Source organism: Nocardia abscessus (assembly GCF_015477775.1).
Lineage (GTDB): Bacteria > Actinomycetota > Actinomycetes > Mycobacteriales > Mycobacteriaceae > Nocardia > Nocardia abscessus_A.
The window spans coordinates 756,823-776,524 of sequence record NZ_JADLQO010000001.1 but is presented as its reverse complement, the minus strand read 5'-3'; the positions used below and the strand labels follow the sequence as shown (position 1 = coordinate 776,524).

17 protein-coding genes and 3 tRNA genes are annotated in these 19,702 nt (G+C 67.0%); 5 read left to right on the top strand and 15 right to left on the bottom strand.

Annotated features, from left to right (window positions below; all coding sequences use genetic code 11):
- Positions 1-794: 794 nt before the first annotated feature.
- The 3 genes from IU450_RS03650 to IU450_RS03640 are packed head-to-tail and all read right to left on the bottom strand — an operon-like array spanning position 795 to position 3,037.
- Complete coding sequence (locus IU450_RS03650) at positions 795-1,721, bottom strand: acyl-CoA dehydrogenase family protein (RefSeq protein ID WP_195148306.1); 927 nt, start codon at positions 1,719-1,721, stop codon at positions 795-797.
- Between the two features lie 57 nt (positions 1,722-1,778).
- A complete protein-coding gene (locus IU450_RS03645) occupies positions 1,779-2,264 on the bottom strand; it encodes a pyridoxamine 5'-phosphate oxidase family protein (protein WP_195148305.1) in 486 nt (161 codons plus the stop codon).
- Positions 2,261-3,037 carry an SDR family oxidoreductase gene (locus IU450_RS03640; RefSeq protein ID WP_324197515.1) on the bottom strand — a complete coding sequence of 259 codons (777 nt, stop codon included), beginning with the start codon at positions 3,035-3,037 and terminating at the stop codon, positions 2,261-2,263. Before IU450_RS03640 ends, IU450_RS03645 begins: the two co-directional genes overlap by 4 nt.
- A gap of 231 nt (positions 3,038-3,268) precedes the next feature.
- On the opposite strand from IU450_RS03640, the gene IU450_RS03635 reads away from it, so the two are divergent.
- Positions 3,269-3,973 (top strand): YoaK family protein, encoded by a 705-nt coding sequence (locus IU450_RS03635; protein ID WP_324197514.1) that lies wholly within the window; start codon positions 3,269-3,271, stop codon positions 3,971-3,973.
- A 62-nt stretch (positions 3,974-4,035) separates the two neighbouring features.
- Here IU450_RS03635 and IU450_RS41250 read toward each other — a convergent pair whose 3' ends face one another.
- From IU450_RS41250 to IU450_RS03620, 3 genes are all read right to left on the bottom strand, one after another.
- Entirely contained in the window at positions 4,036-4,881 is an 846-nt protein-coding gene (locus IU450_RS41250) for a C40 family peptidase (protein ID WP_416382832.1), read from the bottom strand.
- 334 nt (positions 4,882-5,215) lie between these two features.
- The gene (locus IU450_RS03625; RefSeq protein ID WP_195148304.1) at positions 5,216-6,007 is read right to left on the bottom strand and encodes a hypothetical protein; all 792 of its coding nucleotides are present in this window, start codon (positions 6,005-6,007) and stop codon (positions 5,216-5,218) included.
- Positions 6,007-6,732, bottom strand: coding sequence for a ParA family protein (locus IU450_RS03620; protein WP_195148303.1), 726 nt, complete (start codon positions 6,730-6,732; stop codon positions 6,007-6,009). The genes IU450_RS03625 and IU450_RS03620 overlap by 1 nt, the downstream gene beginning before the upstream one ends.
- A 365-nt stretch (positions 6,733-7,097) precedes the next feature.
- Between IU450_RS03620 and IU450_RS03615 the strand changes: the two genes are divergently transcribed.
- Both IU450_RS03615 and IU450_RS03610 read left to right on the top strand, forming a co-directional pair.
- On the top strand, positions 7,098-7,625 hold the full coding sequence (locus tag IU450_RS03615) for a type VII secretion system-associated protein (protein ID WP_195148302.1): 528 nt from the start codon (positions 7,098-7,100) through the stop codon (positions 7,623-7,625).
- 297 nt (positions 7,626-7,922) lie between these two features.
- The gene (locus IU450_RS03610) at positions 7,923-8,513 is read left to right on the top strand and encodes a hypothetical protein (RefSeq protein WP_195148301.1); all 591 of its coding nucleotides are present in this window, start codon (positions 7,923-7,925) and stop codon (positions 8,511-8,513) included.
- A 39-nt stretch (positions 8,514-8,552) separates the two neighbouring features.
- On the opposite strand, the gene IU450_RS03605 is transcribed toward IU450_RS03610, so the two are convergent.
- The 6 genes from IU450_RS03605 to IU450_RS03580 form a co-directional block, all read right to left on the bottom strand.
- Positions 8,553-8,625 (bottom strand) — tRNA-Ala (locus IU450_RS03605).
- Positions 8,626-8,878: 253 nt separating this feature from the next.
- Positions 8,879-10,396 (bottom strand): bifunctional 3-(3-hydroxy-phenyl)propionate/3-hydroxycinnamic acid hydroxylase, encoded by a 1,518-nt coding sequence (locus IU450_RS03600; RefSeq protein WP_324197513.1) that lies wholly within the window; start codon positions 10,394-10,396, stop codon positions 8,879-8,881.
- Positions 10,393-10,749 (bottom strand): DoxX family protein, encoded by a 357-nt coding sequence (locus tag IU450_RS03595; RefSeq protein WP_195148300.1) that lies wholly within the window; start codon positions 10,747-10,749, stop codon positions 10,393-10,395. The genes IU450_RS03600 and IU450_RS03595 overlap by 4 nt, the downstream gene beginning before the upstream one ends.
- On the bottom strand, positions 10,746-12,632 hold the full coding sequence (locus tag IU450_RS03590; RefSeq protein ID WP_195148299.1) for an acyl-CoA synthetase: 1,887 nt from the start codon (positions 12,630-12,632) through the stop codon (positions 10,746-10,748). The genes IU450_RS03595 and IU450_RS03590 overlap by 4 nt, the downstream gene beginning before the upstream one ends.
- Positions 12,629-13,564, bottom strand: a complete 936-nt coding sequence (locus IU450_RS03585; protein WP_195148298.1) for a fumarylacetoacetate hydrolase family protein — start codon at positions 13,562-13,564, stop codon at positions 12,629-12,631. Before IU450_RS03585 ends, IU450_RS03590 begins: the two co-directional genes overlap by 4 nt.
- A complete protein-coding gene (locus tag IU450_RS03580) occupies positions 13,561-14,694 on the bottom strand; it encodes a VOC family protein (RefSeq protein WP_195148297.1) in 1,134 nt (377 codons plus the stop codon). The genes IU450_RS03585 and IU450_RS03580 overlap by 4 nt, the downstream gene beginning before the upstream one ends.
- 132 nt (positions 14,695-14,826) lie before the next feature.
- Between IU450_RS03580 and IU450_RS03575 the strand changes: the two genes are divergently transcribed.
- Entirely contained in the window at positions 14,827-15,483 is a 657-nt protein-coding gene (locus IU450_RS03575; protein ID WP_195148296.1) for a TetR/AcrR family transcriptional regulator, read from the top strand.
- 15 nt (positions 15,484-15,498) lie between these two features.
- Here the strand turns inward: IU450_RS03575 and IU450_RS03570 are convergent, their stop codons facing one another.
- Positions 15,499-17,700 (bottom strand): MMPL family transporter, encoded by a 2,202-nt coding sequence (locus IU450_RS03570; RefSeq protein ID WP_195148295.1) that lies wholly within the window; start codon positions 17,698-17,700, stop codon positions 15,499-15,501.
- Between the two features lie 209 nt (positions 17,701-17,909).
- Between IU450_RS03570 and IU450_RS03565 the strand changes: the two genes are divergently transcribed.
- Positions 17,910-17,982, top strand: a tRNA-Ala gene (locus tag IU450_RS03565).
- A gap of 177 nt (positions 17,983-18,159) precedes the next feature.
- On the opposite strand, the gene IU450_RS03560 is transcribed toward IU450_RS03565, so the two are convergent.
- Both IU450_RS03560 and IU450_RS03555 read right to left on the bottom strand, forming a co-directional pair.
- Positions 18,160-18,233, bottom strand: a tRNA-Ile gene (locus tag IU450_RS03560).
- A gap of 190 nt (positions 18,234-18,423) precedes the next feature.
- The gene (locus IU450_RS03555) at positions 18,424-19,695 is read right to left on the bottom strand and encodes a DUF3566 domain-containing protein (RefSeq protein ID WP_228833930.1); all 1,272 of its coding nucleotides are present in this window, start codon (positions 19,693-19,695) and stop codon (positions 18,424-18,426) included.
- Between the last annotated feature and the right edge of the window lie 7 nt (positions 19,696-19,702).

The following is a 19,702-nucleotide window of genomic DNA, read 5'->3' as shown; positions in this document are numbered from 1 at the left end:
CGATCAATTCGCTGGATCGGGTGACCGGCCGATACCCGAGTCAGTATTGTCCCGGCCACCGACAAATTCATCCGATTTGTTCCGGCGGGCCGCCGACGACCGGGGAAATCGCATCACGCGAGAAGGCCGCATTCCGATCCAGTAGTGCTCGGGGGTACTGGACCGGAATGCGACCGGTTCGATGATCCCGCGTGCCTCGGGGTCGAAGCGTGCGTAGCCGACTACCCGAATCACGTGAGACCTGTACTCGGATAAAGGAAGCTCGAGCGCGCGACGCTGCGCCGAGGCGGTGCGTTCCGCCCGAACAGCCGAGATGGTGGACACGAACGCATGTTCGCATCGGCCTCCGACAAGTTTCGATGCCGCGCCCGCGTCACGACACGCGGCACACCCGGTCGACACGCCCGAAGCCTGCGCGGAATTTGTCGTACGGCGACCGGTCGGCATGGTTCACAACGACCGGTGCCGTAGCAGGTCACGTCGGCATAGCAGCACGGAACAGCTTGCTCGCCAAGGATTTTGGCAAATATCGGGCCAACGGTGCGGATCGGCGCGAGCGCCCGCCCAACCGGTGGTGTCGGCTACCAGCGATCCGGAAAGTAATCCCGCCCGAAAAAAGTTGGAAAGTGGTAGTCCCCACGCACACGCAACCGCACATCATCGAGTAGCATCGTTCACGTCGGCCCCTCCCCCCCGGGCCGACCCTACGCGGGCCTCGGCTAACTCCCCCCCTTCGCCGAGGCCCGCTCCCCATTTCCGGGCCAGGATTTTCGGGCCAGGATTTTCGGGCCAGGTCAGGCCCCTGTTCCGGCTGGTTCGACCGCACGCCACGCGGTGGCCAGCCGTTGGCCGCGCACGCGTCCAGCGGTCGCGAGCAGTGGCCGGTCTCGCTCCCACCGCTGCCTGATCACCGGGTCGGCCATCTGCCACAGCGACTCGAGTTCGGCCAGCAGATCACCGAACATTTCGAAGAGGCCGCCGAGTGCGATGTGGACACCGGGGGAACTCGGCGCATCGATGTCCAGGCCGCGTACGGCGGCCACCAGGGTCAGCAGCCGCTGCCTGCCGGCCTGCGGCCAGTCCGACGCTCGCGCCACCCGCAGCAGCCAGCCCAAAGTGGCGGCGAGCACGTGGATGTCCTCGATCGTGCGGAACGGCTTGAGGTAGTCCAGATACCCGTCGCCGGGAAGCACGCGCGCGGGCACGTCGGTCAGCACGACCGAAGCGTGCGGAATCTCGGGCGCGAACGGCAGCGCGGGGTGATCGGTCCGGTGCACCCCGGCAGCGTGAGCCTCGATCTCGCAGGCGCGCAGCATGTTTCGCCCGTCGGACGAAGTGCCGACGCCGGCTATCACCACCAGCCGCCGCGCGAAGGAACCCATGGTCGCGAACGACTTCGTCCCGTTGACCACCCAGACGCCGTCCCGTTCGGTGAGCGTGGCGCGGATCGCGGCGGGGTGACCGCCGCCCTCCTCGGTCGCGCACATCGCGACCAGTTCGTCGTCCGGCAGGTCCGGAATCAGCGTGCGCAGCGCCTCCTGATAACCGGACAGGAAGGCGAACCCGAGCCGATCGGCGCCGAAACCGCCCGCGATCGCCACCTCCACCGGCTGTTCGAATCGACTCGCGGCCACGCGGTGTCGCGTCCACGCCGAGGCGACATCGTCGAGCGGCGCCGTCGCCACCGGCTCGGTCACCAGGAAATCGAGCAGAGTATCCACCTCAGCACGGTAACCGAGCGGCGACCGACCGGGGCGGCCTCGGCCGAGCGTCCGCCCCTACGCGGAGGGCGCCTGCCAAATCCGGCTGCGCAGATCCATGCCCCGGATCACCTGGACGCGCCACGGCTCCAATCGCAGGATCTGAAGTTGGGGATCCTGCGGCGATCGCCAGAACTGCCCGAGGTCGTAGCCGGCGCCACGCGGACTCGTCTTGCGGTACAACTCCCACACCCGCTGCCGGATCTCGGGGGTGTCGACCCACTCCGCGGTCGCGTCGATCGCGACCGAGTTGTTGGTGCCCTGCGCCCAGTAGGAGAAGTTGACATGCGGATTGTTCGCGATGTGCGCCGCTTTGACCGGCGTCCGATAGGTTCCCAGCCAACCGAGCGGGCGACCGTCCACGTTTTCCCAGATCGGGATCAGCACCCTGGTGCGCGGCCGGTTCCGCTTGTCCACCGTCACCATGGTCGAGTACACGATCCGCCCGACGTAGGCGTCGAACTCCGCCTCGATCTCCGCGAACGACGTCACCTTCTGGGTCATGCCGCCGCCTCGGCGTCCGCCCCGGCCACCCCGAGTCCCTGCCCCCAACCACCGTCGACCGGAAGTTCGACGCCCGTGGTGAACGTGGCGTCGAAGGCAAGGAACAGTGCGGCCTTCGCCACCTCGTCCACAGTTCCGTTGCGCCGCAACGGCGTACTGCGCTCACCCTGCTCCAGGAATTCGGCCCGCTGCTGTTCGGTCAGCCCGACCACGCCCATCGTCGGCGTCTCGATGAACCCGGGCGCCACCGAGTTCACCCTGATCCGGCGTGGCAGCAACTCGGCCGCCAGCACCTGGGCGATCGCCCGCAGTGCTTCTTTCGAACCGGAATACGCACTGAGTCCAGGGAATACGACGTCGTTGGCGACGGTGGTGAAGACGATCGAGCCGCCCTCACTCAGCAGCGGGGCCAACCGCTGGACGGTGAAGAACGCGCCTTTGGTGTTGACGGTGAATTGCCGGTCGAACGACTCCTCGGTGGCGGCGTCCAGTGTCTGGAACTCCGCGGTGCCGTGGTTGACGAACAGTGCGTCGACGCGGCCGAGTCGCTGTTCGACGAGCTCGCCGAGCGCCGCGATATCGGCCGCACTCGCCGCGTCCGACCGCACGACATGAGCCGGCCGACCGGACAGGCGGGCGCGCGCCTGCTCCAGCGTGTGCTCGTTGCGGCCGGTGAGCACGACCTCCACCCCCTCGGCGAGCAGCGCCTCCACGATGGCCAGCCCCATGCCGTGCGTGCCGCCGGTTACCACGGCCTTCTTTCCTGCGTTCACGATCGGGATCCCTTCTCGGTCAGTTACTTTTCGTAACCGACAGGATCTTGCGTCACCGTCGTGGACCAGGGGAAGACGGCACTTCCGAATTACTCGGTTACCGCGCAGGAACCGACTGCCACCACAGAGCGCAGGCGATCGATCGGCAACCACCGGCGCTGCGTTGGCGAATTCCGCTGCGCAGCCTGCTTCACTGGGGTGTCGCCCCCCTTACCGGAAGGAGTTCGACCTGTGCCGGAGCTGGAAGAAAGTCGCAGAGAGGCGCTTTTCGACAGCGAGGCAAGACTGTCCTGGGTGCTGGCCGCGCTCGCCGGGTTGATCGGCGCCGCGGCGTTCATGCATACGGCTGGCTACTTCGTCACCTTCATGACGGGCAATACCGAACGGGCCGTCCTCGGGTATTTCCACGACGAGCCGGACATGGCGTTGGCGGCCGCCGGATTGCTGATGTCGTTCCTCTCCGGGGTGGTCGTGGCCTCGTGGTGCCGCAGGCGCTACTGGTCCGGGCACCCGCACGGAGCCACCCTGCTCACCACTGTCTGCCTGGCGCTCGCTTCGGCCATCGACATCTTGGAATACCAGACGACCACCGAGCCGATCGGGCTGCTGCCGATCATGTTCGTCGCCTTCGGCGTCGGGGCGCTCAATACATCGTTCGTGCAGAACGGTGAGGTGTCGGTGCCGCTCAGCTATGTCACGGGAACCTTGGTCAAGATGGGGCAGGGCATCGAACGTCATATCAGCGGCGGCGACTACGCGGACTGGCTCGGATACTTCCTGCTCTATGCGAGTTTCGCGCTCGGAGCGTTGCTCGGCGGACTGCTGAGCCTGCTGGTCGCCGGCTGGGCCATGCTGATCACCGCGACCGTCGTGTGCCTGCTCGTCACCGGATTCACCTACCTGCATCTGGACCGGCACGGTCCCCTCACCCAGTGAAACCGCTGCCACGCGGCTGCCGATGCTCGCGGCTGTGGTGGCTGTCGACGAGTTCGAGGAAGTCAGAATCGGCGGGCGCCGGTCACCGGCATCGAGGAGAGCGGAGAGGTGGTCACCCCGGTGCCATAGGTCGATGCGTGGATGACTTTGCCGTCGCCGGCGTAGATGGCGGAGTGACTTCCGCCGTAGAACGAGACCATGTCGCCCGGTTGCAGATCGTCGAGGGGTACCGGCGTTCCGGTGGCGAGCTGGTCGTAGCTGGTACGCGGGAGGTCTACCCCGGCCTGATCGTATGACCACTGCACCAGTCCCGAGCAATCGAAGGAGTCGGGGCCGACCGCGCCGTAGTTGTAATCGGCGCCGAGTTTGGTTCGTGCCGCGTCGACTGCCATTTCGCCTGCGGTCTTCTGCGGTATCACCGTGGCGGGCGGGGTGGGTGCCCGGGGCATGATCTGCGGAATGTCCGCGAGGAACGGTAGCTCGATCTCCGGAAGCGCGCCCAGCAGCGGGATCTCGATCGCCGGAACGCTCGTCGGCAGCGGCACCTCGATCACGGGGACGACCACCGAAACCGGGAATTCGATCGCCGGGCCGAGCGTGGCGGGCGCTATCTCGATTTCCGGAAGCGCGGCGGCGGCGGTGTTCTCGATTTCGTAGATCGCTGCCGTCACCGGAGCATCGATGACCGGAAGTATCGCGTTGTGCCGGAACAATTCTTCCGGTGGGCCGGACAACGAAATTTCGTTGGATATCTCGAATGTTCCCACGCCGGGGATGGTCACCGGCTGAGCCGATGCCTCCGCGGCGCTGAACAACATGCCCATGAGGGCGGCCGCTCCGGCGGTGAGTGCCCAGAAGACGGCACGTCGCAGGTAGCGGGTATATCGGACGTCGGTCGATGATGCCATGATGCGGTCCTCCGATGCTCATATCGTCGTCCTTCGGCGGGGGGCCCGTACGTCGCCGCGATTCCCGGCGCGACGGACTTCACCAAAGACCTCGAATTGATTCGAAAACCATCACGGTGCTTCGTCAGTCCAGCGGATCCGATCCGAGCGTTCACCTTTCGGCATAGAACACATCACGTAAAGCTCAACACGCCCATATTTCGTAACAAAACAATAACTCGTTTCGCTACAGCTTTCCGGATATCAATTCGCCTCACCGGAATTATTCATCCGGGATGCACAGCGCCCCGCTGGGAATGACTCCCGCCACGGGGCTTCTGCGCGTCGGGGAACTTCATGCGGTGATCTGCTCCTCGATCTGTTTCGCGATCGTCCGCAGCCTCGCCGCGAATTCACGTGCCGCGCGCGGATCGTCGCTCGACCCTTTGACGACGCGCCTGGTCAGCGCCGCGAGACGGGATTCCACGGTGCTGAAGATATCCGCCGCACGGTCGTTCGGGTCCGCAGGCAGTTCACCGCGCAGCCACGCCTGGAGGCGCTCGACCACCACGTCCTCGTCATAGCGTTCGGGAAGCAGCGCGATCGCTTGCCGGAGCTTTCCCGCCGTCACCTTCACGTCGGCGCCGGCGGCGATCGTGGTGTAGACGGTGACCGCCGCGTCCTCGCCGTATTCGGCTGCGATCGGCAGCAATTCACGAACCTGGCCCTCATTGATCGCAGGCGCCACCGGATGCAGCCGGGCAGCCAGCGGCCAAGCGCGAATGAGCTTGTGGGCGTATGACCGCTGCATGTCCCACCGCTGTTCCACGTACTCGTCGAAGGTCTCGTGGCTGTCGCGGTACAGCCTGCCGTCCCGCACGATCTGCAGAGCACGCCCGGCCGCCCAGAATGCGATGCGCAGCGTGTCGATCGACGACTCGCACACCGTCAGTTGGGCCCGTTCCCGATCGCTCAGCGGACCGTCACCCGCGTCCGGCACCGGCATGGTCAGAACATTCGGGCTCACAGCAGCTTTCGGCCGCCGCCATTCGGCATCGCGCAGCGGCGAGACCGGTGGTGTGTGCTCGGCGCCGTCGGATAGCGGATTCGCGCCGCCGATCGAACCTTTCCTGCGTTGCGGAGGCATCAGGCCGACACCTCCATGAGGACGCGGTAGGAGTTCACCAGCTCGTCGCCCACCTGCCGGTACTCGCCCAGATCATCGATCGGGTTCTCGGCTCCCTCGCCGACCTCCCCGTCGGCCGCCTCCCGATACCATTTCCACGCGCTCAGATAGGAATTGAACACGTCGTAGCCCGCGCTTTCCAGGTGCCCGCGCTGCGCCCGGTATTCGGTCGAGACGTTCAAGCCTTTCTTCATGATCACCGGCACTTTGGTCATCAGCACTCGCACCCGGATTTCCCGATTGCTACCGGCTGCCGCTTCCTCGGCGGCTTTGAACGTACTCGGCACTCGCTTCACCTCGGAGGGGCTGACACTCGTCAACAGCAGAAGCTCGTCGCTCTCCGGAATAGCGGCCTTGAAGATCTCGGCCGACTCGCCACCGGCATCCACGATGATGACGTCGAAATCGGCGGCATTGTCCGTGATGCAGTCGTTCACGTGCCGGGAAGGAAACGCGACCAGGTCGAACGGCACCTCGACGCCCCCTTTGACCAGCCGCCGATACCAGGAGTACCCGGTCTGGCTGAGCGGGTCGGCGTCGATCACCAGCACCCGCAGTTCGTGCACCGAAGCGAAGTAACTCGCCAAGAAGAACGCCGATGTCGTTTTTCCGACACCGCCCTTCAGATTCCCCAGCGTGATGACCAGGGGTTCGGGCAATTCGAGTGGCGCAACAGAATTCGTCATAGACGGTCCTCCCAGGGTGAGGAGTGCATTACTGTGCTGGGCCAGTGTGGCACAAGCCGAGCGAATATCGTCCGATTAGGACGCTCTGTCGCGGCTGTGCCGCTTGTGCTCTGTGTCCAATTGGACACAGAGCACCAGGTTCTCGACCGAGAAATCCATCCAGCCGCCCGGGCGCCGACCGGGAGGCAACCCACCTCACATCACCATGCCTCTCGCGTCACAGTTACGGCACTCGCCGCCCAGAGCGAGACTTCCCCGTATTGGGAACATGCGATGTTTGCTCGAACTGTGCCAGACCGATGATTACGGTGACGACTTTCGCGGTTCGATGATGAGGGACCCTGTCGAGAAGGGCAGTTTGCGTGATGGAGCCGCAACCGGTGACGATCCAGCGTGATGACTGGCTATTGCTACTCGATCCCGGGTGGAAGCCGGCCACCCCCTGGTCGGAACCACCGACGGAAGCCGTGGTCGGCGGCTGGATGATGGACGAGGACGGCAAAGCCGGTCCGTTTCAACCCAATCCGGCATACCTTCCCGGCGACGACGAGACGCCGACCGACCCCACGGATGCGTTGCTGCGCTCGGTTGCCGCAGGCGAGCCGGTCGGCGACGAACTGGTGAAGCTGATCCGCGACTCGGTAGTCGAGATCGTGTGTGACGAGCAGGACCAGCCGATTGTGGACACCTCCCCGGACGGCGTCCCCTGTGTGCTCGTAGCCACCGCCGAAGCCCAGAAGGTGGACGTGCGTTCCGGCCACTGGTGGCCGGTATTGGGCAGCGAACTTCCCTCAGTCATCCCCTCGGGTGCCGATATCCTGTTCAATCCTGGCGGACCGGCGCCGTTCCGCCTCGTCGCGGAAATTCTGCGGAACGCCGACCCGAATTTGTGACCGCGCACAGTGTTACCCGTAATCGCCCAGGTGATCGGGCGTCTGGATACGGCTGTCGGGAATGCCGCGCGATCGGTGGCAGGCAGACTCACTGGCACCGGCGGTCACTTACGGGCGACTGCTGGGCGCCTGGAGCACGCCGATGCAGAAGGCGCACTCCCGTTCCGGGATCCGGACACACAACCCGTTGCCCGGCGCCTGGTCGGGGCGGATCTTCGTTCGGGCCAGTTCGTCCGCTTCCGGGCCGACGAGGTCGTCAGTGTTCCCCTGAAAGATGCGCAAGGAAACGTCATCGGTGTGTCGTTCCCTTCGAGAAGTGGCGATGCCGGGAGCAAGAAGCGATGGGCACGCGCGAAATTCAGGTCCAGCGATCAGGTGCACTACGCGTTCTGGAAGGAGGATCCGGAGGCGAAGAAGCCCAAGTGGATATTCGGCCGTCGGCGTACGGCGCCGTGGGCGGACACCGATCCCGTTTACGCGCATGCGCACGCGGACGCCCGCACGTTCCACGTCTCGGTCAAGACGGGGCGTTGGGGATCGAAACCGGTGCAGATCGATGGAGCGACATACGCGGAGTTACTGGCCGAGAACAAGCATCTGGCGCAAGCGCTGGCCACGAGGCCGGGGCCGCTGGTCCTGCTGTCTTGTAGCCCGGCTCGACCCGGAGGTTCCGCGGCGGCGTCGATGTCCGGCCACCTGCACAGCCGGACGAACATCGATCGTGACGTGTACGCCGCGACCGGCGACGTGATGACCCAGACTTGGAAATCGCGCGAGGAGGTCTCCAGCGTCGGTGTCGAGGTGGATTCCTCGGTCGGAGACACAGCCGACTCACTCTGGGAAGTCCACCGGGCACCTCGTGGTGCGCCCGCGGTCCCCGACAGCTAGCGGTCATAACGCACGGAACGAGCTTGAACTACGTGTTCGTGGAGCCTAGGGGAATCGAACCCCTAACCCCTGCCTTGCAAAGGCAGTGCTCTGCCAATTGAGCTAAGGCCCCGTGGGTCAGCGCGTGGTCACCTCGTGCCACATGTCCGCGTCGCCGCGCCGGCGCAGCTTGGAGATGCCGAAGAGGACCAGGACCACGACACCGGCGGTGAGAAGAATTTTCATGGTGTCCACCCTACTGCGCTGCTGGGAGCCGGCCCAGAAGAAGCCGAGCCCGGACGCCCGGCTCAGCCCCGGCCGGCAGTAGCGGACCGCGAGCGGGACATCCGGGAATATTGAACATTTCGTCAGTTACGAACTGAGGGTCACTCGCCCCGGGAACCGGGGTGGAATCGCGGCATGGCCGCACACAGCGCCGACAGCTCGCGGGCGGCGTACTGAACGGCGCCGTCGGGCCGCACGAGTACGGCACGGGTACCGCCCCGGCGCAGCCAGCGGCCCAGTTCGTCCGCCCGGCCAACGATGACCAGCGCTGCGCCGTGATCGCGGATCCGGGTGCGCTGCGCGGATGTCGGTTCGATCGTGGTGACGATCGTGTACCGGCCCGCGACGACGTCGTCGTAGCGACGGCCGTCGTCCAGCACCGCGTTGGGAACCAGATGGCCCGCCCGGCCGTGCCACGGACCCCGCCGCGTGACGAGTTCGGACCGGCACAGCGGCGGTGTGCGGCCGCTGGTCGCGAGAGCGTGAAAACCGGGCAGGCGACGCAGCTGCGGAGCGAGGAGGCGGCGCAGGAGATCGCCCAGTTCACCGCCGTCGGTCATGGCCATGCCGGTGATCTTGGCAAGCCGGATCATGGTCCGCGCGTGCGGCTTTCGTTCGCTCTCGTAAGAGTCCAGGACTCGCTCCGGCAGGCTTCCGGCGAGAACTCCGGCGAGCTTCCAGGTGAGGTTGGCCGCGTCGCGCAGTCCTGCGCCCATACCCTGACCGATGAAGGGCGGTGTGAGATGGGCCGCGTCGCCCAGCAGGAAGACCCGGCCCGCTCGCCAGCGGTCGGCCAACTGAGCGCGGAAGGTGTATTCGGCCACCCGGATCAGCTGGAGTTCTTCGGCCGGAACGTCGCCGGTCCAGGGACGGATCAGCTCGTGGAGCCGACCGATCCCGTCGTAGTCCGCCGCGGCCTCGCCGGGACGCAGCCGGAACTCCCACCGGTGCCGCGTCGTGCCGATGCGCATGTAGGTCGCGGCGCGGACCGGATCACAAACCTGATGTACGCCCTCCCACGCTCCGAGTTCCGCCGTTGTCGCCACATCGATCACCAGCCACCGTTGCTCGAAGTTCAGGTCGCGCATGCGAGCGCCGATGGCGGCACGAATCAGGCTGTTGGCCCCGTCGCAGCCGAGCACGTATCGCGCATGGACCGACTCCGTCGCGCCGGTGGTCCGGTCGGTGAACTCGACCCGGACGTAGTCGGCCTCCTGGATCACCGCCGTGACTTCGACGTCACCGCGAAGAGTCACCTCCGGATGGCGCCGCACAGCGGTGCGCAGGAGTCCCTCCAGCTCTGGTTGGTCGAACATGTTCGCGTCCGGGTGCCCGTTGCGGCCGCCCGCGGGATCGCGGCGGAATTCGGCCAGCACCCGGTGGTTTCGGTCGAGCAGGCGCAGCCCCAGCGCGGGCCTGGAGATGGCGTCGAATTCCGCTCCCACGCCCAGCCTCGCCAGCAGCCTGCGGATTTCGCCGTCCAAGTGCACCGCGCGCGGTTGCGGATAGATGCCTTCCCAGCGCTCCAGCACGAGCGACTCGACGCCGTATCGGGCGAGCAGCACGGCCGCGGTGAGCCCGGTCGGGCCTGCGCCGACGATCACGACCGGAACGTTCACCGGGTCGCTCCGAACTGTGTCACGACGTACGCGACAGTGAGCAAGCAGCTCACGATCGCGGGGGCGAACTCACGCACTCCGTCGCCGGTGCGCACATGGACGACGACAGCGCCGCCGAGCAGCAGCACCAGGCCGATCCCCGCCGCGACTCCGAGCTGCCACCAACCGATGCCGAGCAACAGGCCGAGCGCACCGGCGATCTCAGCGGCGCCGATCGCGCGGTAGGCCGCGACGGTGTATCCGACGTGCGCTGCGCGCTCCCGCATCGATGGCACCGCAAGCACCTTCGCCGCACCGAGCGCCGCGAAGAACACCGCCAAGACCAGGGCCAGCGCGACAGATGCGACGCTCATCGACGCACCTCGATCTTCCACTCGATCGCGTACCGGCCCAGAACCGCCGCGACGGCGCTCTCGTCGCCGGTGTCGTCCAGTTCGACAGAGGCGACGATCGCTCCGTCCTCGACGGTGGCCGCGATGCCGCGTACCCCCGCGGTCGCACCGAGTGCGTCCACGAGCTCGCGGCGCGTGGCGTCGGCGCGCAGCCCGAGCTTGTAGGGCTTGCCCACGTCGGTGACCGGCAGCACGTCGAGCACCGTGACCGTCTTCGGTGCGGCGGCACGCTCAGGTACCCGCTTGCCTGCCCATTCGAGCAGTTCGGTTTCCCCGACGTCGGCGCCGACCGCGAGGGTGACGTACACGACCGGAACCTCCCCGGCATGGACGTCGGGGCGGCCGACCGCGCCCGCGGTGGTCACCTGCGGGTGGGCCAGCAGAGCGTCCTCGATCATGGCCGGGTCGATATTGTGGCCGCCGCGGATGATCAGATCCTTCGCGCGGCCGCGCAGATGAATGAAGCCGTCCGCGTCGATATGGGCGAGGTCGCCGGTGTCGAGCCAGCCGTCGACCAGTGTGCCCATGCCGTCGAGCGCGTAGCCTCGCCGGTCGCGGCCGGTCACGTAACCGGCGAACACAGTGGGCCCGCCGATGGTCAGCACGCCGGTTTCGCCGGTGGGCAGTTCCGTCCGAGCACCGTCCGTGCCGATTCGGACCACCTTCACCCGCTGGTAGGGCATACGCTGGCCGACCGCCCCCGGACGGGGCAGCTCAGGGAAGCTGCGCGCGCTGGCGCAGGTCGCCTCGGTGAGTCCGTAGCCCTCGACCAGGGTGATCCCGGTGTGCGTCTGGAAGCTCTCCCGAACCGCGGGCGGCAGCGGCGATGCGCCCACCATCGCGTAGCGCAGACTGCTGATGTCCGCGTCGACCGGGCACTGCGCGAGCACCGCGTAGACGGTGGGCACCGCGCTCATCGCGGCGAGCCGGTAGTGCTCGACGATCTTCCAGAACTCGCCGTAGATCGCGAGGTCCCGGTAGCCGAGCGGTCCGGCCCACACCACCGGCTGACCCTTGAACAAGGGCGCGAGCAGAGTGACGACCACCGCGTTGACGTGGAACAGCGGCAGGGCCGCGAACACCACTGCGTCGTCGTCGAGCACAGAATTCGCGGCGATCATCCACGCGTTGGCGACTTCGTTGGCGTGGGTGTGCGCCGCCAGCTTCGGCACACCGGTGGTGCCGCCGGTGTGGAACAACGCGGCGAGGTCCCGCGCGAGCGGCGGCTTCCCGGCGAAGGCGGCCGCGTCGTGCGCGGCGGCCAGTTCGTCGAGATAGCCGACGCGCACGCCGTCGATGGTTTCCAGCGGCTCCGGCTCGTCCGCGCCGGTCGGCCGCAGCGCGAGCACCGCGTCCACCATGCCGTCGGCGGCCAGGGCGCGGGCGGTATTCCAAGCGGCAGCGGACAATTCGGGTCCGGCGGTGACGAGCACGCGAGCTCCGGTGCGCTGGAGCAATTCGGCGATGTGGCGGTGGGACAGTCCACCGTTGATCGGTGCGGCGACTCCGGCGAGCTGCGCGGCGAGAGTCGCCGGGATCAGTTCGGCGCAGTTCGGCGCGATCAAGGCCACCGCGTCGGTGCGGCGTACGCCGATTTCGTACAGCAGGTTCGCGTATCGGTGCACATCGGCGAGCAATTCAGCGAAGTTGCGTCGCAACGGTTCCCGCCACCGCGCCGCTTCCGGCAGCACGGTGACGGCGGTGCGCTCCGGCCGTGCTCGCGCGGCTCGCACCAGCAGGGCGTAGGTCGACTCCGGCAGGCCGCGCTCGGCCAGTGGCACGGATTCGATCTCGGCCAGATCGGCCGGTTCCGCGTAGCGGGGCCACAGGAGGTCCTCGGTCACCGGTACCTCACCGTGGTGCGCTGACGGCCCAGATCGATGACGCCGTCGTCGGTGGACACCGTTGCCTCGATGACATCGCCGTCGTGCAGGTACTTCATATTCTTCGCCTGGCTTTTGAAGAACAGCTTCCACTTCGTCGCGGGCGGCAGCAGCGAGCCGATGATCTCGACCGGTTTGGGCGGGGCACTGATCGCCGTACCGACGGGAGTGCCGGTGAGCAGCAGGTCACCGGCGTCCATGCGCTGGAAACCGGTCAACACGCGCAGGGTTTCCAGCGGCCGGTAGATCATGTCGGCGACGGTCATGTCCTGCCGCAGCCCGCCGTTGACCCACAACCGCAGCCGCAAATCGGTGAACCGCTTCAGCTCGTCCGCCTCCAGCAACACCAGCGCCGGCCCGACCGGCGTGAAGGTCGGATACGATTTCGCCTCGTAGAACTGGGTTTTCGGCAACTGGACGTCGCGGGCGGAGATGTCGTTGGTGACGACGAGCCCGGCGATGTAGTCGGCGACATTCGTTTCGGTGATCTCGGAGCCCACCGGCATCTCTCGACCGAACACCAGCCCGATCTCCACTTCGTAGTCCAGCAACCGCACGTGCGGCGGGCGGATGACGTCGTCGTGCGGGCCGCTGATCGAACCGGATGTCTTGCGGAAGAACGTCAGCGGCACCGTGGCCGGATCACCGCCGGAATCCTTCACGTGCGAGGCGAAGTTCGTCATCTGCGCCACCACCCGGCACGGCGCGGTCACCGGAGAGACCAGCGTCAGGCTCTCTACCGGCACCACCTCGGCGCTCGCGGACGCCGCGCGAATCGCCTGCCGGTCGGCCAGCAGTTGCGCGGTGGTGGTCGCGGCGGTATCGACCTCGGCGGCGCCCGCGGGTGTGGACACCCACCAGGCGTCGGAGGTACGGAGAACGGAAATGCTCATGAGCTGGCTACTTTCAACAGGCCGCGTAGGCGACGGAGATCGAATTCGTTGTCCTCGCGCAGCGCGTCGACCATCGTGCGCAGCTCGCGAACGGATTCCCGGCCCGGCTTTATGCCGAGGAAGTCTTTGCTGGCCGGCGGCCCCCACTGCGCCAGCCCGGAGGCGGTGAACGGCGCCCAGCCGGGTTCCATCGTGCAGTCGAACATGTCGCCGTCGCTGAAATGCTCGACCAGCAACCCGTCCGGATCGCGCCAGTAGTCGAAGAGTTGGCTGCCCTGGATATGCCTGCCGATCCCCCACGACCGGTAGTAACCGTGATCACGCAGGTACTCCCCGCCCGCGGCCATGGCATCCAGATCGGCGACCTGATAGGCCGAATGCACGTATCGGTTCGCCGGCCCGAGTACCAACGCCAGTGTGTGATGGTCGGCGGGCGTCCGGCCGCGATCGCAGCGGATGAAGCTCATCACCGGGCCGCGCTCGCGTTGACCCGGGTAGTAGAGGAAGTCGCTGACTATCAGGCCGAGGTGCCGCAGATACCAATCCAGCGTTTCGCGGTACTTGGTGGTCTGCACCACCACATGCCCGAGCCGCTGCACCCGTGCAGGCACGCGGGGCGGCCGTTGCGTCCGGTTCACGCGGGCGAGTTCGTGCCCGAAGTTGAGTGTGTGCGGCGGCTGCGCGGGGAGGGCGGGCAAGGTGTGGGTATCGGCGACCACCCGCACCCGCAATCCGCTCGGGTCGGTCAGCTCTACGGTCGATCCGCCCAAGCTCTCGGGCAAGTTCACCACCCTGCTGCTTCCGGCCCGCGCCAGCCGGAGCAGGTCGGCGGTGTCCGCCGCGCGAAAGGCCGGGCCGACGAACCGTGAGCGCGCGCCCCGGCGAATCACCACACACGGCGCCCCCGGGTCTGCCCCGCGCAAGTACAGCTCATCGGCCGTGCGCAGCGAAGTCGAGAAGCCGAACGCGTGCCCGAAGACCTCGGCGCGCTCCATATTCGGCTTCTCGAACTCCAGCCACGCCAGATCGTGCACTTTGACGATCGGATCGCGCGCCCGCCCCGGATGCTCGCCCGCCACCGCGCCGCGTTCGCTGTGCAATCCGGTGTGCGGGTCGTGCTGGTCGCTCATCGACCGCTCCCTCCATTGACTGACGATATCGTCACATGCGACGCGACATTCAGTCAAGCAACTTTGAGGAATTCGTCATAACTGAGTTGTGGCGCTACCATGGTCGAGGCATCGACAGGGAAAGGAGCGGGTATGACAGCGCAGACCGGGGCGGAGCCCAACCGTTTGCAGCGTCGCAAGGCCCGTACCCGCGCGGCCCTCGTCTCCGCGGCCCAGTCGTTCATCGCCACTGGGAAAGCGAACGCGCCGATCCTGGAGATCACGCAGGCCGCCGATGTCGGCATGGGGTCGTTCTACAACCACTTCCAAAGCCGCGAAGAGCTCCTGCAGGCCGCGGTCGAGGAGGCGCTCGACCAGCACGGCGCGGTACTCGACCGCCTCTGCGCGGACATCGAGGACCCGGCCCACGTCTTCGCGCAGAGCTTCCGGCTCACCGGCCGTATGCACCGGAGAATCCCGACCCTGAGCAAGGTGCTGCTCAACAACGGGCTGACGCTCACCGCCTCCGAGAAAGGTCTCGCACCTCGGGCTCGACGCGATATCGAGGCAGCCGCCCGCACGGGCCGGTTCCAGACGAGCGACGCGGAACTATCGATGACGATCGTGGCCGGGGCCGCGCTGTGCCTCGGCCGGCTGCTCCACGATCACCCCGACCGCGACGACGCTGCCGCCACCGATCAGGTCACCGAGGACCTGCTGCGCATGTTCGGCGTCCCCGCCGACGAGGCGCGCGAGATCTGCTCGCTTCCCCTGCCATCCCTCGACGAGGTGCCGGGCGACGCCGCCTGACCGGGTGCCGCGACATCAACCGGCCGCGCTGCCTACGGTGCTCCCGGTGAACTCCTTCTCCAGTTCGGCCCCCTCGATATCGAGATCGGGGACGTAACGCCCGAACCAGCGCGGGTGGTACCACATCCGCTCACCGACCAGCGCCATGACGGCCGGGACCAAAGTCAGGCGAACCACGAAAGCGTCGAGGACGACGCCGACCGCCAGCGTGAAGGCCAGCGGCTTGACGACCGGATTGTCGACCCAGGTGAAGGCCACGAAAACGGCGAACATGATCAGCGCCGCCGCGCTCACCACCCGGGCCGAATGCGCGACTCCGTTCCGCACCGACCCGTTCGCGTCCCCCGTACGGCTGTATTCCTCCTTGATCCGGGAGACGACGAAGATCTGGTAGTCGCTGGAGAGCCCGAAGATGATCGCGAGAATGATGATCGGCAGGAAGCTCAGCGTCTGCGCCGCGGTCACATCGAAAAAATTCGCTCCCCAACCCCATTGGAACACCGCGACCTGGATGCCGAGCGCCGCGAAGACCGACAGCATGAAGCCGACGATGGAGGACAACGGCACCAGCACGGTGCGGAAGGCGATCGTCAGGAGCACCAGCGCCAGGCCGACCACGACCAGCAGGAAGATCGGCAACGCGTCGGCCAGCCGGTCGGAGGTGTCGATATTCGCGGCCGTCGTACCGCCGATCAGAAAGGCGGCCCCGGTGTTCGCCTCGATGCGGTCGCGGTTGTCGCGCAGCCGGGTGACCAGTTCCGCCGTCGCTTCGTCGTCCGGCCCGGTCTTCGGAACGACCTGGATGAGCACCAAACCGTCCCCGCTGCCCGCCGGCTGCACCGCGGCGACGTCGGGTTCGCCGCGCAGCCGGTCCATCAGCGTCTGCGCGGCGTCCGGCACGGTGGCCCGGGTCAGATCGGTCACCATCAACAGGGGGCCGTTGAAGCCGGGACCGAACGAGCGGCTGACCAGGTCGTAGGCCTTGTGAGCGGTGCTCGACTCCGGCTGCGACTCGCCACTGGGTAACCCGAGATGTATGCGCGTCACCGGGACCGCCAAGACGACCAGCGCCGCGACGCCGAGTACGAGCAGCGGCACCCGGTAGCGCGTGACGAACCGGCCCCAGGTGTGCCCCATCGTGCGCTCCGGCTCGTACGCCGCGATCCGCGCCACCTCTTCCGGGCGTCCCGGATGCAGCGGCGGCGAGATGAAGCGGACGACCGTGCCACCGGCGAATCCGAGCAGCGCGGGCAGCAGCGTCAGCGCCACCAGCATCGCCACCAGCACGGCTCCCGCCGCCGTCAGACCCATGACCGTCAGGAACGGAATACCGGCCACCGCCAGACCGCACAGCGCGATGATCACGGTCACCGCGGCGAATACGACCGAACTGCCCGCCGTGCCGACCGCCAGCGGTATCGACTCCTCCGCGGGCAGACCCAGCACGATGTTGTGCCGATGCCGGGACAGGATGAACAGCGCGTAGTCGATCCCGCACGACAATCCCAGCATCAACGCCAGTGAGGTCGCTGCCGCCGGCACGTCGACGAACGCGGCAATGCCGAGGATTCCGGTCAGGCCGATCGCCACGCCGACCAACGCCGTGACGATGGGCAGGCCCGCGGCCACCACCGCCCCGAACGTGATCAGCAGGATGACGAACGCCGCGGCGATCCCGAGAAGCTCCGGTTTTTCGGGCACTTCGGCGGTGAAGCCGGGGTAGACGGCTCCGGAGAACTCCACGTCGAGACCTGCCTCGCGCGCAGGCACGGCGATGCGGTCGACCTCGTCCAACGTCTCCTCGGTGACCTCCCCCACCGGGACCGAGAACTGCACACTGCCCAGCGCGACCCGCTGATCGGGCGCGATCACCTTCGCCTCCAGCGGGTCGACCACCGCGGCAACCTGCGGCAACCCGCGCAGATCCGCCATGACCTGCTGGATTCGTTCGCTCGGTTGCGGGTCGGTCACCTTCGCCATGCCGGGAGTCGCGAAGACCACCTGCATCTGGGCGCCGCTGTAGGCGGGCATCCGCTGCTTCAGCAGCGAAACCGCATCCTGCGACTCGGTGTTCGGAATGGTGAAGTTGTCGGTGGTCTTGCCACCACTCACCGCGGCGAACGCGATCGCGCAGGCGAGCAGCAGCAGCCACACGGCCAGCACCCACCAGCGCAGCCGAGAGACCTGACGGCCGAGGGCGAACAGATACCGAGACATGCGGGTCCTCTCATCGAGCAACCGACGACACATCGAGAAACCGGATCATGACGCTGCGACCACCATAGGCGGCGAACCCGCCCGCACAGCCGACATCGCCGGAAGGCGGCCCTACCCGCACCGCCGCAACCAGCCGTTTTGACCATGTCAACGGCGAGAAGGTACCGTTTTCGAGGCGTCTGTACACGCAAGCCGTGACCAACGGTGCCGGGGCCTTAGCTCAATTGGCAGAGCACTGCCTTTGCAAGGCAGGGGTTAGGGGTTCGATTCCCCTAGGCTCCACAAACGAAAAGGCGAGTGCTTCTCAGAAGCACTCGCCTTTTCCGTTTTCCCGAAGCAGACCCAGCGACTCCCGGCCATGAGACCGGTCGAGAACGAATCGATGCGCTTCGCACAGGGCTCTCAGCGCCGGATCAAAGAGAATTTCGAATGGTCGACGACCACATCGGGAGAATGGAGTGGGCCTAGGAGGACTTGAACCTCCGACCTCTTCGTTATCAGCGAAGCGCTCTAACCGCCTGAGCTATAGGCCCGTACCTGGTGTTGTTCTCGGTGAACAACAACGTGTAGAGACTACACAACACTCATCCGCTGAACCAAAACGGCTGGTAGAAGCCCTACTTACTCTCACATGCGGCAGCAGCGGCAGTATCGGTCCGGATGGTCGGACGGAAACGGCCGGTACCCCGTGGTGGCGGGATACCGGCCGTTCGTGACGCCGTACTAGTCGGGGTCGGCCAGGGTGACCTGGATGCCGCCGACGAGGTCGCAGCACTGGTTGTAGATGAAGGTGCCGACGGTGCCGAGCGCGGTGAACAGCACGACGTTGATCAGGCCGATCACGCCCGCGTAGCCGAAGACGGTGCCCGCGTCGATCAGCCCCACCGATCCGCTGTCCTGGGACACCATGTCGGTGAACGTGTTGTTCAGCCGCTCCCAGACGCCCATGCCCTCGAGCACGATGTACAGCAGGCCGACCGCCAGCATCCACACGAAGAACATGGCCACGCTGATGACCAGCGAGATCTTCAGCGTCGACCAGGGGTCGATGCGACGGATCTGCACCGTGGCCCGCAGCGGCTCACCGGACGCGACCGCGGCGGCCACCGCGACCGGAACCGCGGGCGAGACCGGCCCGGCCTGCGGGCTCCCGGGCGCTTCGCTCGGCGGCAGCGGATGCCGGATCTCGGACAGGTCCGGCATGTCCTTGATCAGCTCCGGTCGCGCGATGCTGCGGGTGGGCCCGTCGATGCCGACCGACTTCACCATGGCAGCTTCCTTGCGTGCCGCCTTGGCCGCCAAGTCGGCGGTAGTGCGCGCGTTGGACGTGCCACCGCCGAGACCGCCCCCGCCGGTCGAGTTGGGGCGGCCGGTGACCGGCGCCTGACCGGGACGGTAAAGGTTGGACTGCGGCTCCCTTTGCGGCAGCTGCGCCCACCCGTCCTGGTACGGCGACTGCTGTCCGCCGTTGGCGGCAGCGCCGACCGGCTGCTTGTCCTCGCTCTCGGGCGCGGACTGCGGAGCCTGGTTGCTGATCCGTGCCGTCTTCTGGTCGAAACGGTCCTGGCCGTCACCATCGGGCGCCTGGTTCGGCCCGCCCTGCTGCGGCGCGAAATCACCCTGCTGCTCGCGAATCTCGTGCGGCTGGGCGTTCGGCTGGTTGCCGCCGGGCTGGTTACCCGGATGCCCGCCGGACTGCGGCCCGTTCGGCTGACCCGGGTGACTACCCGGCTGACCGCCACCGGGGTGACTACCCGGCTGACCGCCACCGGGGTGGCCGCCGGGTTGTCCGCCACCGGGGTGGCCGCCGGGTTGTCCGCCACCAGGGTGACCGCCCGGCTGACCGCCGCTCTGCTGGCCGCCACCGGGCTGACCGTTCTCGGCCGAGGAGACCGGCCGTGGGATCGGCCGCGGCGGGATCGGGGACGGTGCGATCCGCTCGGTCACACCGTTCGTCTGGTGCCGCTCGTCATTCGGCTGATTCGGAGTGGTCAATGGGAAT

What these genes read in the sequence shown, in the direction of transcription:
- IU450_RS03645 (WP_195148305.1), bottom strand. Translation starts at nt 2,264, where the DNA reads ATGACCCAGAAGGTGACGTCGTTCGCGGAGATCGAGGCGGAGTTCGAC.
- IU450_RS41250 (WP_416382832.1), bottom strand. Translation starts at nt 4,881, where the DNA reads ATGGCATCATCGACCGACGTCCGATATACCCGCTACCTGCGACGTGCC.
- IU450_RS03625 (WP_195148304.1), bottom strand. Translation starts at nt 6,007, where the DNA reads ATGCCTCCGCAACGCAGGAAAGGTTCGATCGGCGGCGCGAATCCGCTA.
- IU450_RS03620 (WP_195148303.1), bottom strand. Translation starts at nt 6,732, where the DNA reads ATGACGAATTCTGTTGCGCCACTCGAATTGCCCGAACCCCTGGTCATC.
- IU450_RS03615 (WP_195148302.1), top strand. Translation starts at nt 7,098, where the DNA reads ATGGAGCCGCAACCGGTGACGATCCAGCGTGATGACTGGCTATTGCTA.
- IU450_RS03595 (WP_195148300.1), bottom strand. Translation starts at nt 10,749, where the DNA reads ATGAGCGTCGCATCTGTCGCGCTGGCCCTGGTCTTGGCGGTGTTCTTC.
- IU450_RS03585 (WP_195148298.1), bottom strand. Translation starts at nt 13,564, where the DNA reads ATGAGCATTTCCGTTCTCCGTACCTCCGACGCCTGGTGGGTGTCCACA.
- IU450_RS03580 (WP_195148297.1), bottom strand. Translation starts at nt 14,694, where the DNA reads ATGAGCGACCAGCACGACCCGCACACCGGATTGCACAGCGAACGCGGC.
- IU450_RS03575 (WP_195148296.1), top strand. Translation starts at nt 14,827, where the DNA reads ATGACAGCGCAGACCGGGGCGGAGCCCAACCGTTTGCAGCGTCGCAAG.
- IU450_RS03570 (WP_195148295.1), bottom strand. Translation starts at nt 17,700, where the DNA reads ATGTCTCGGTATCTGTTCGCCCTCGGCCGTCAGGTCTCTCGGCTGCGC.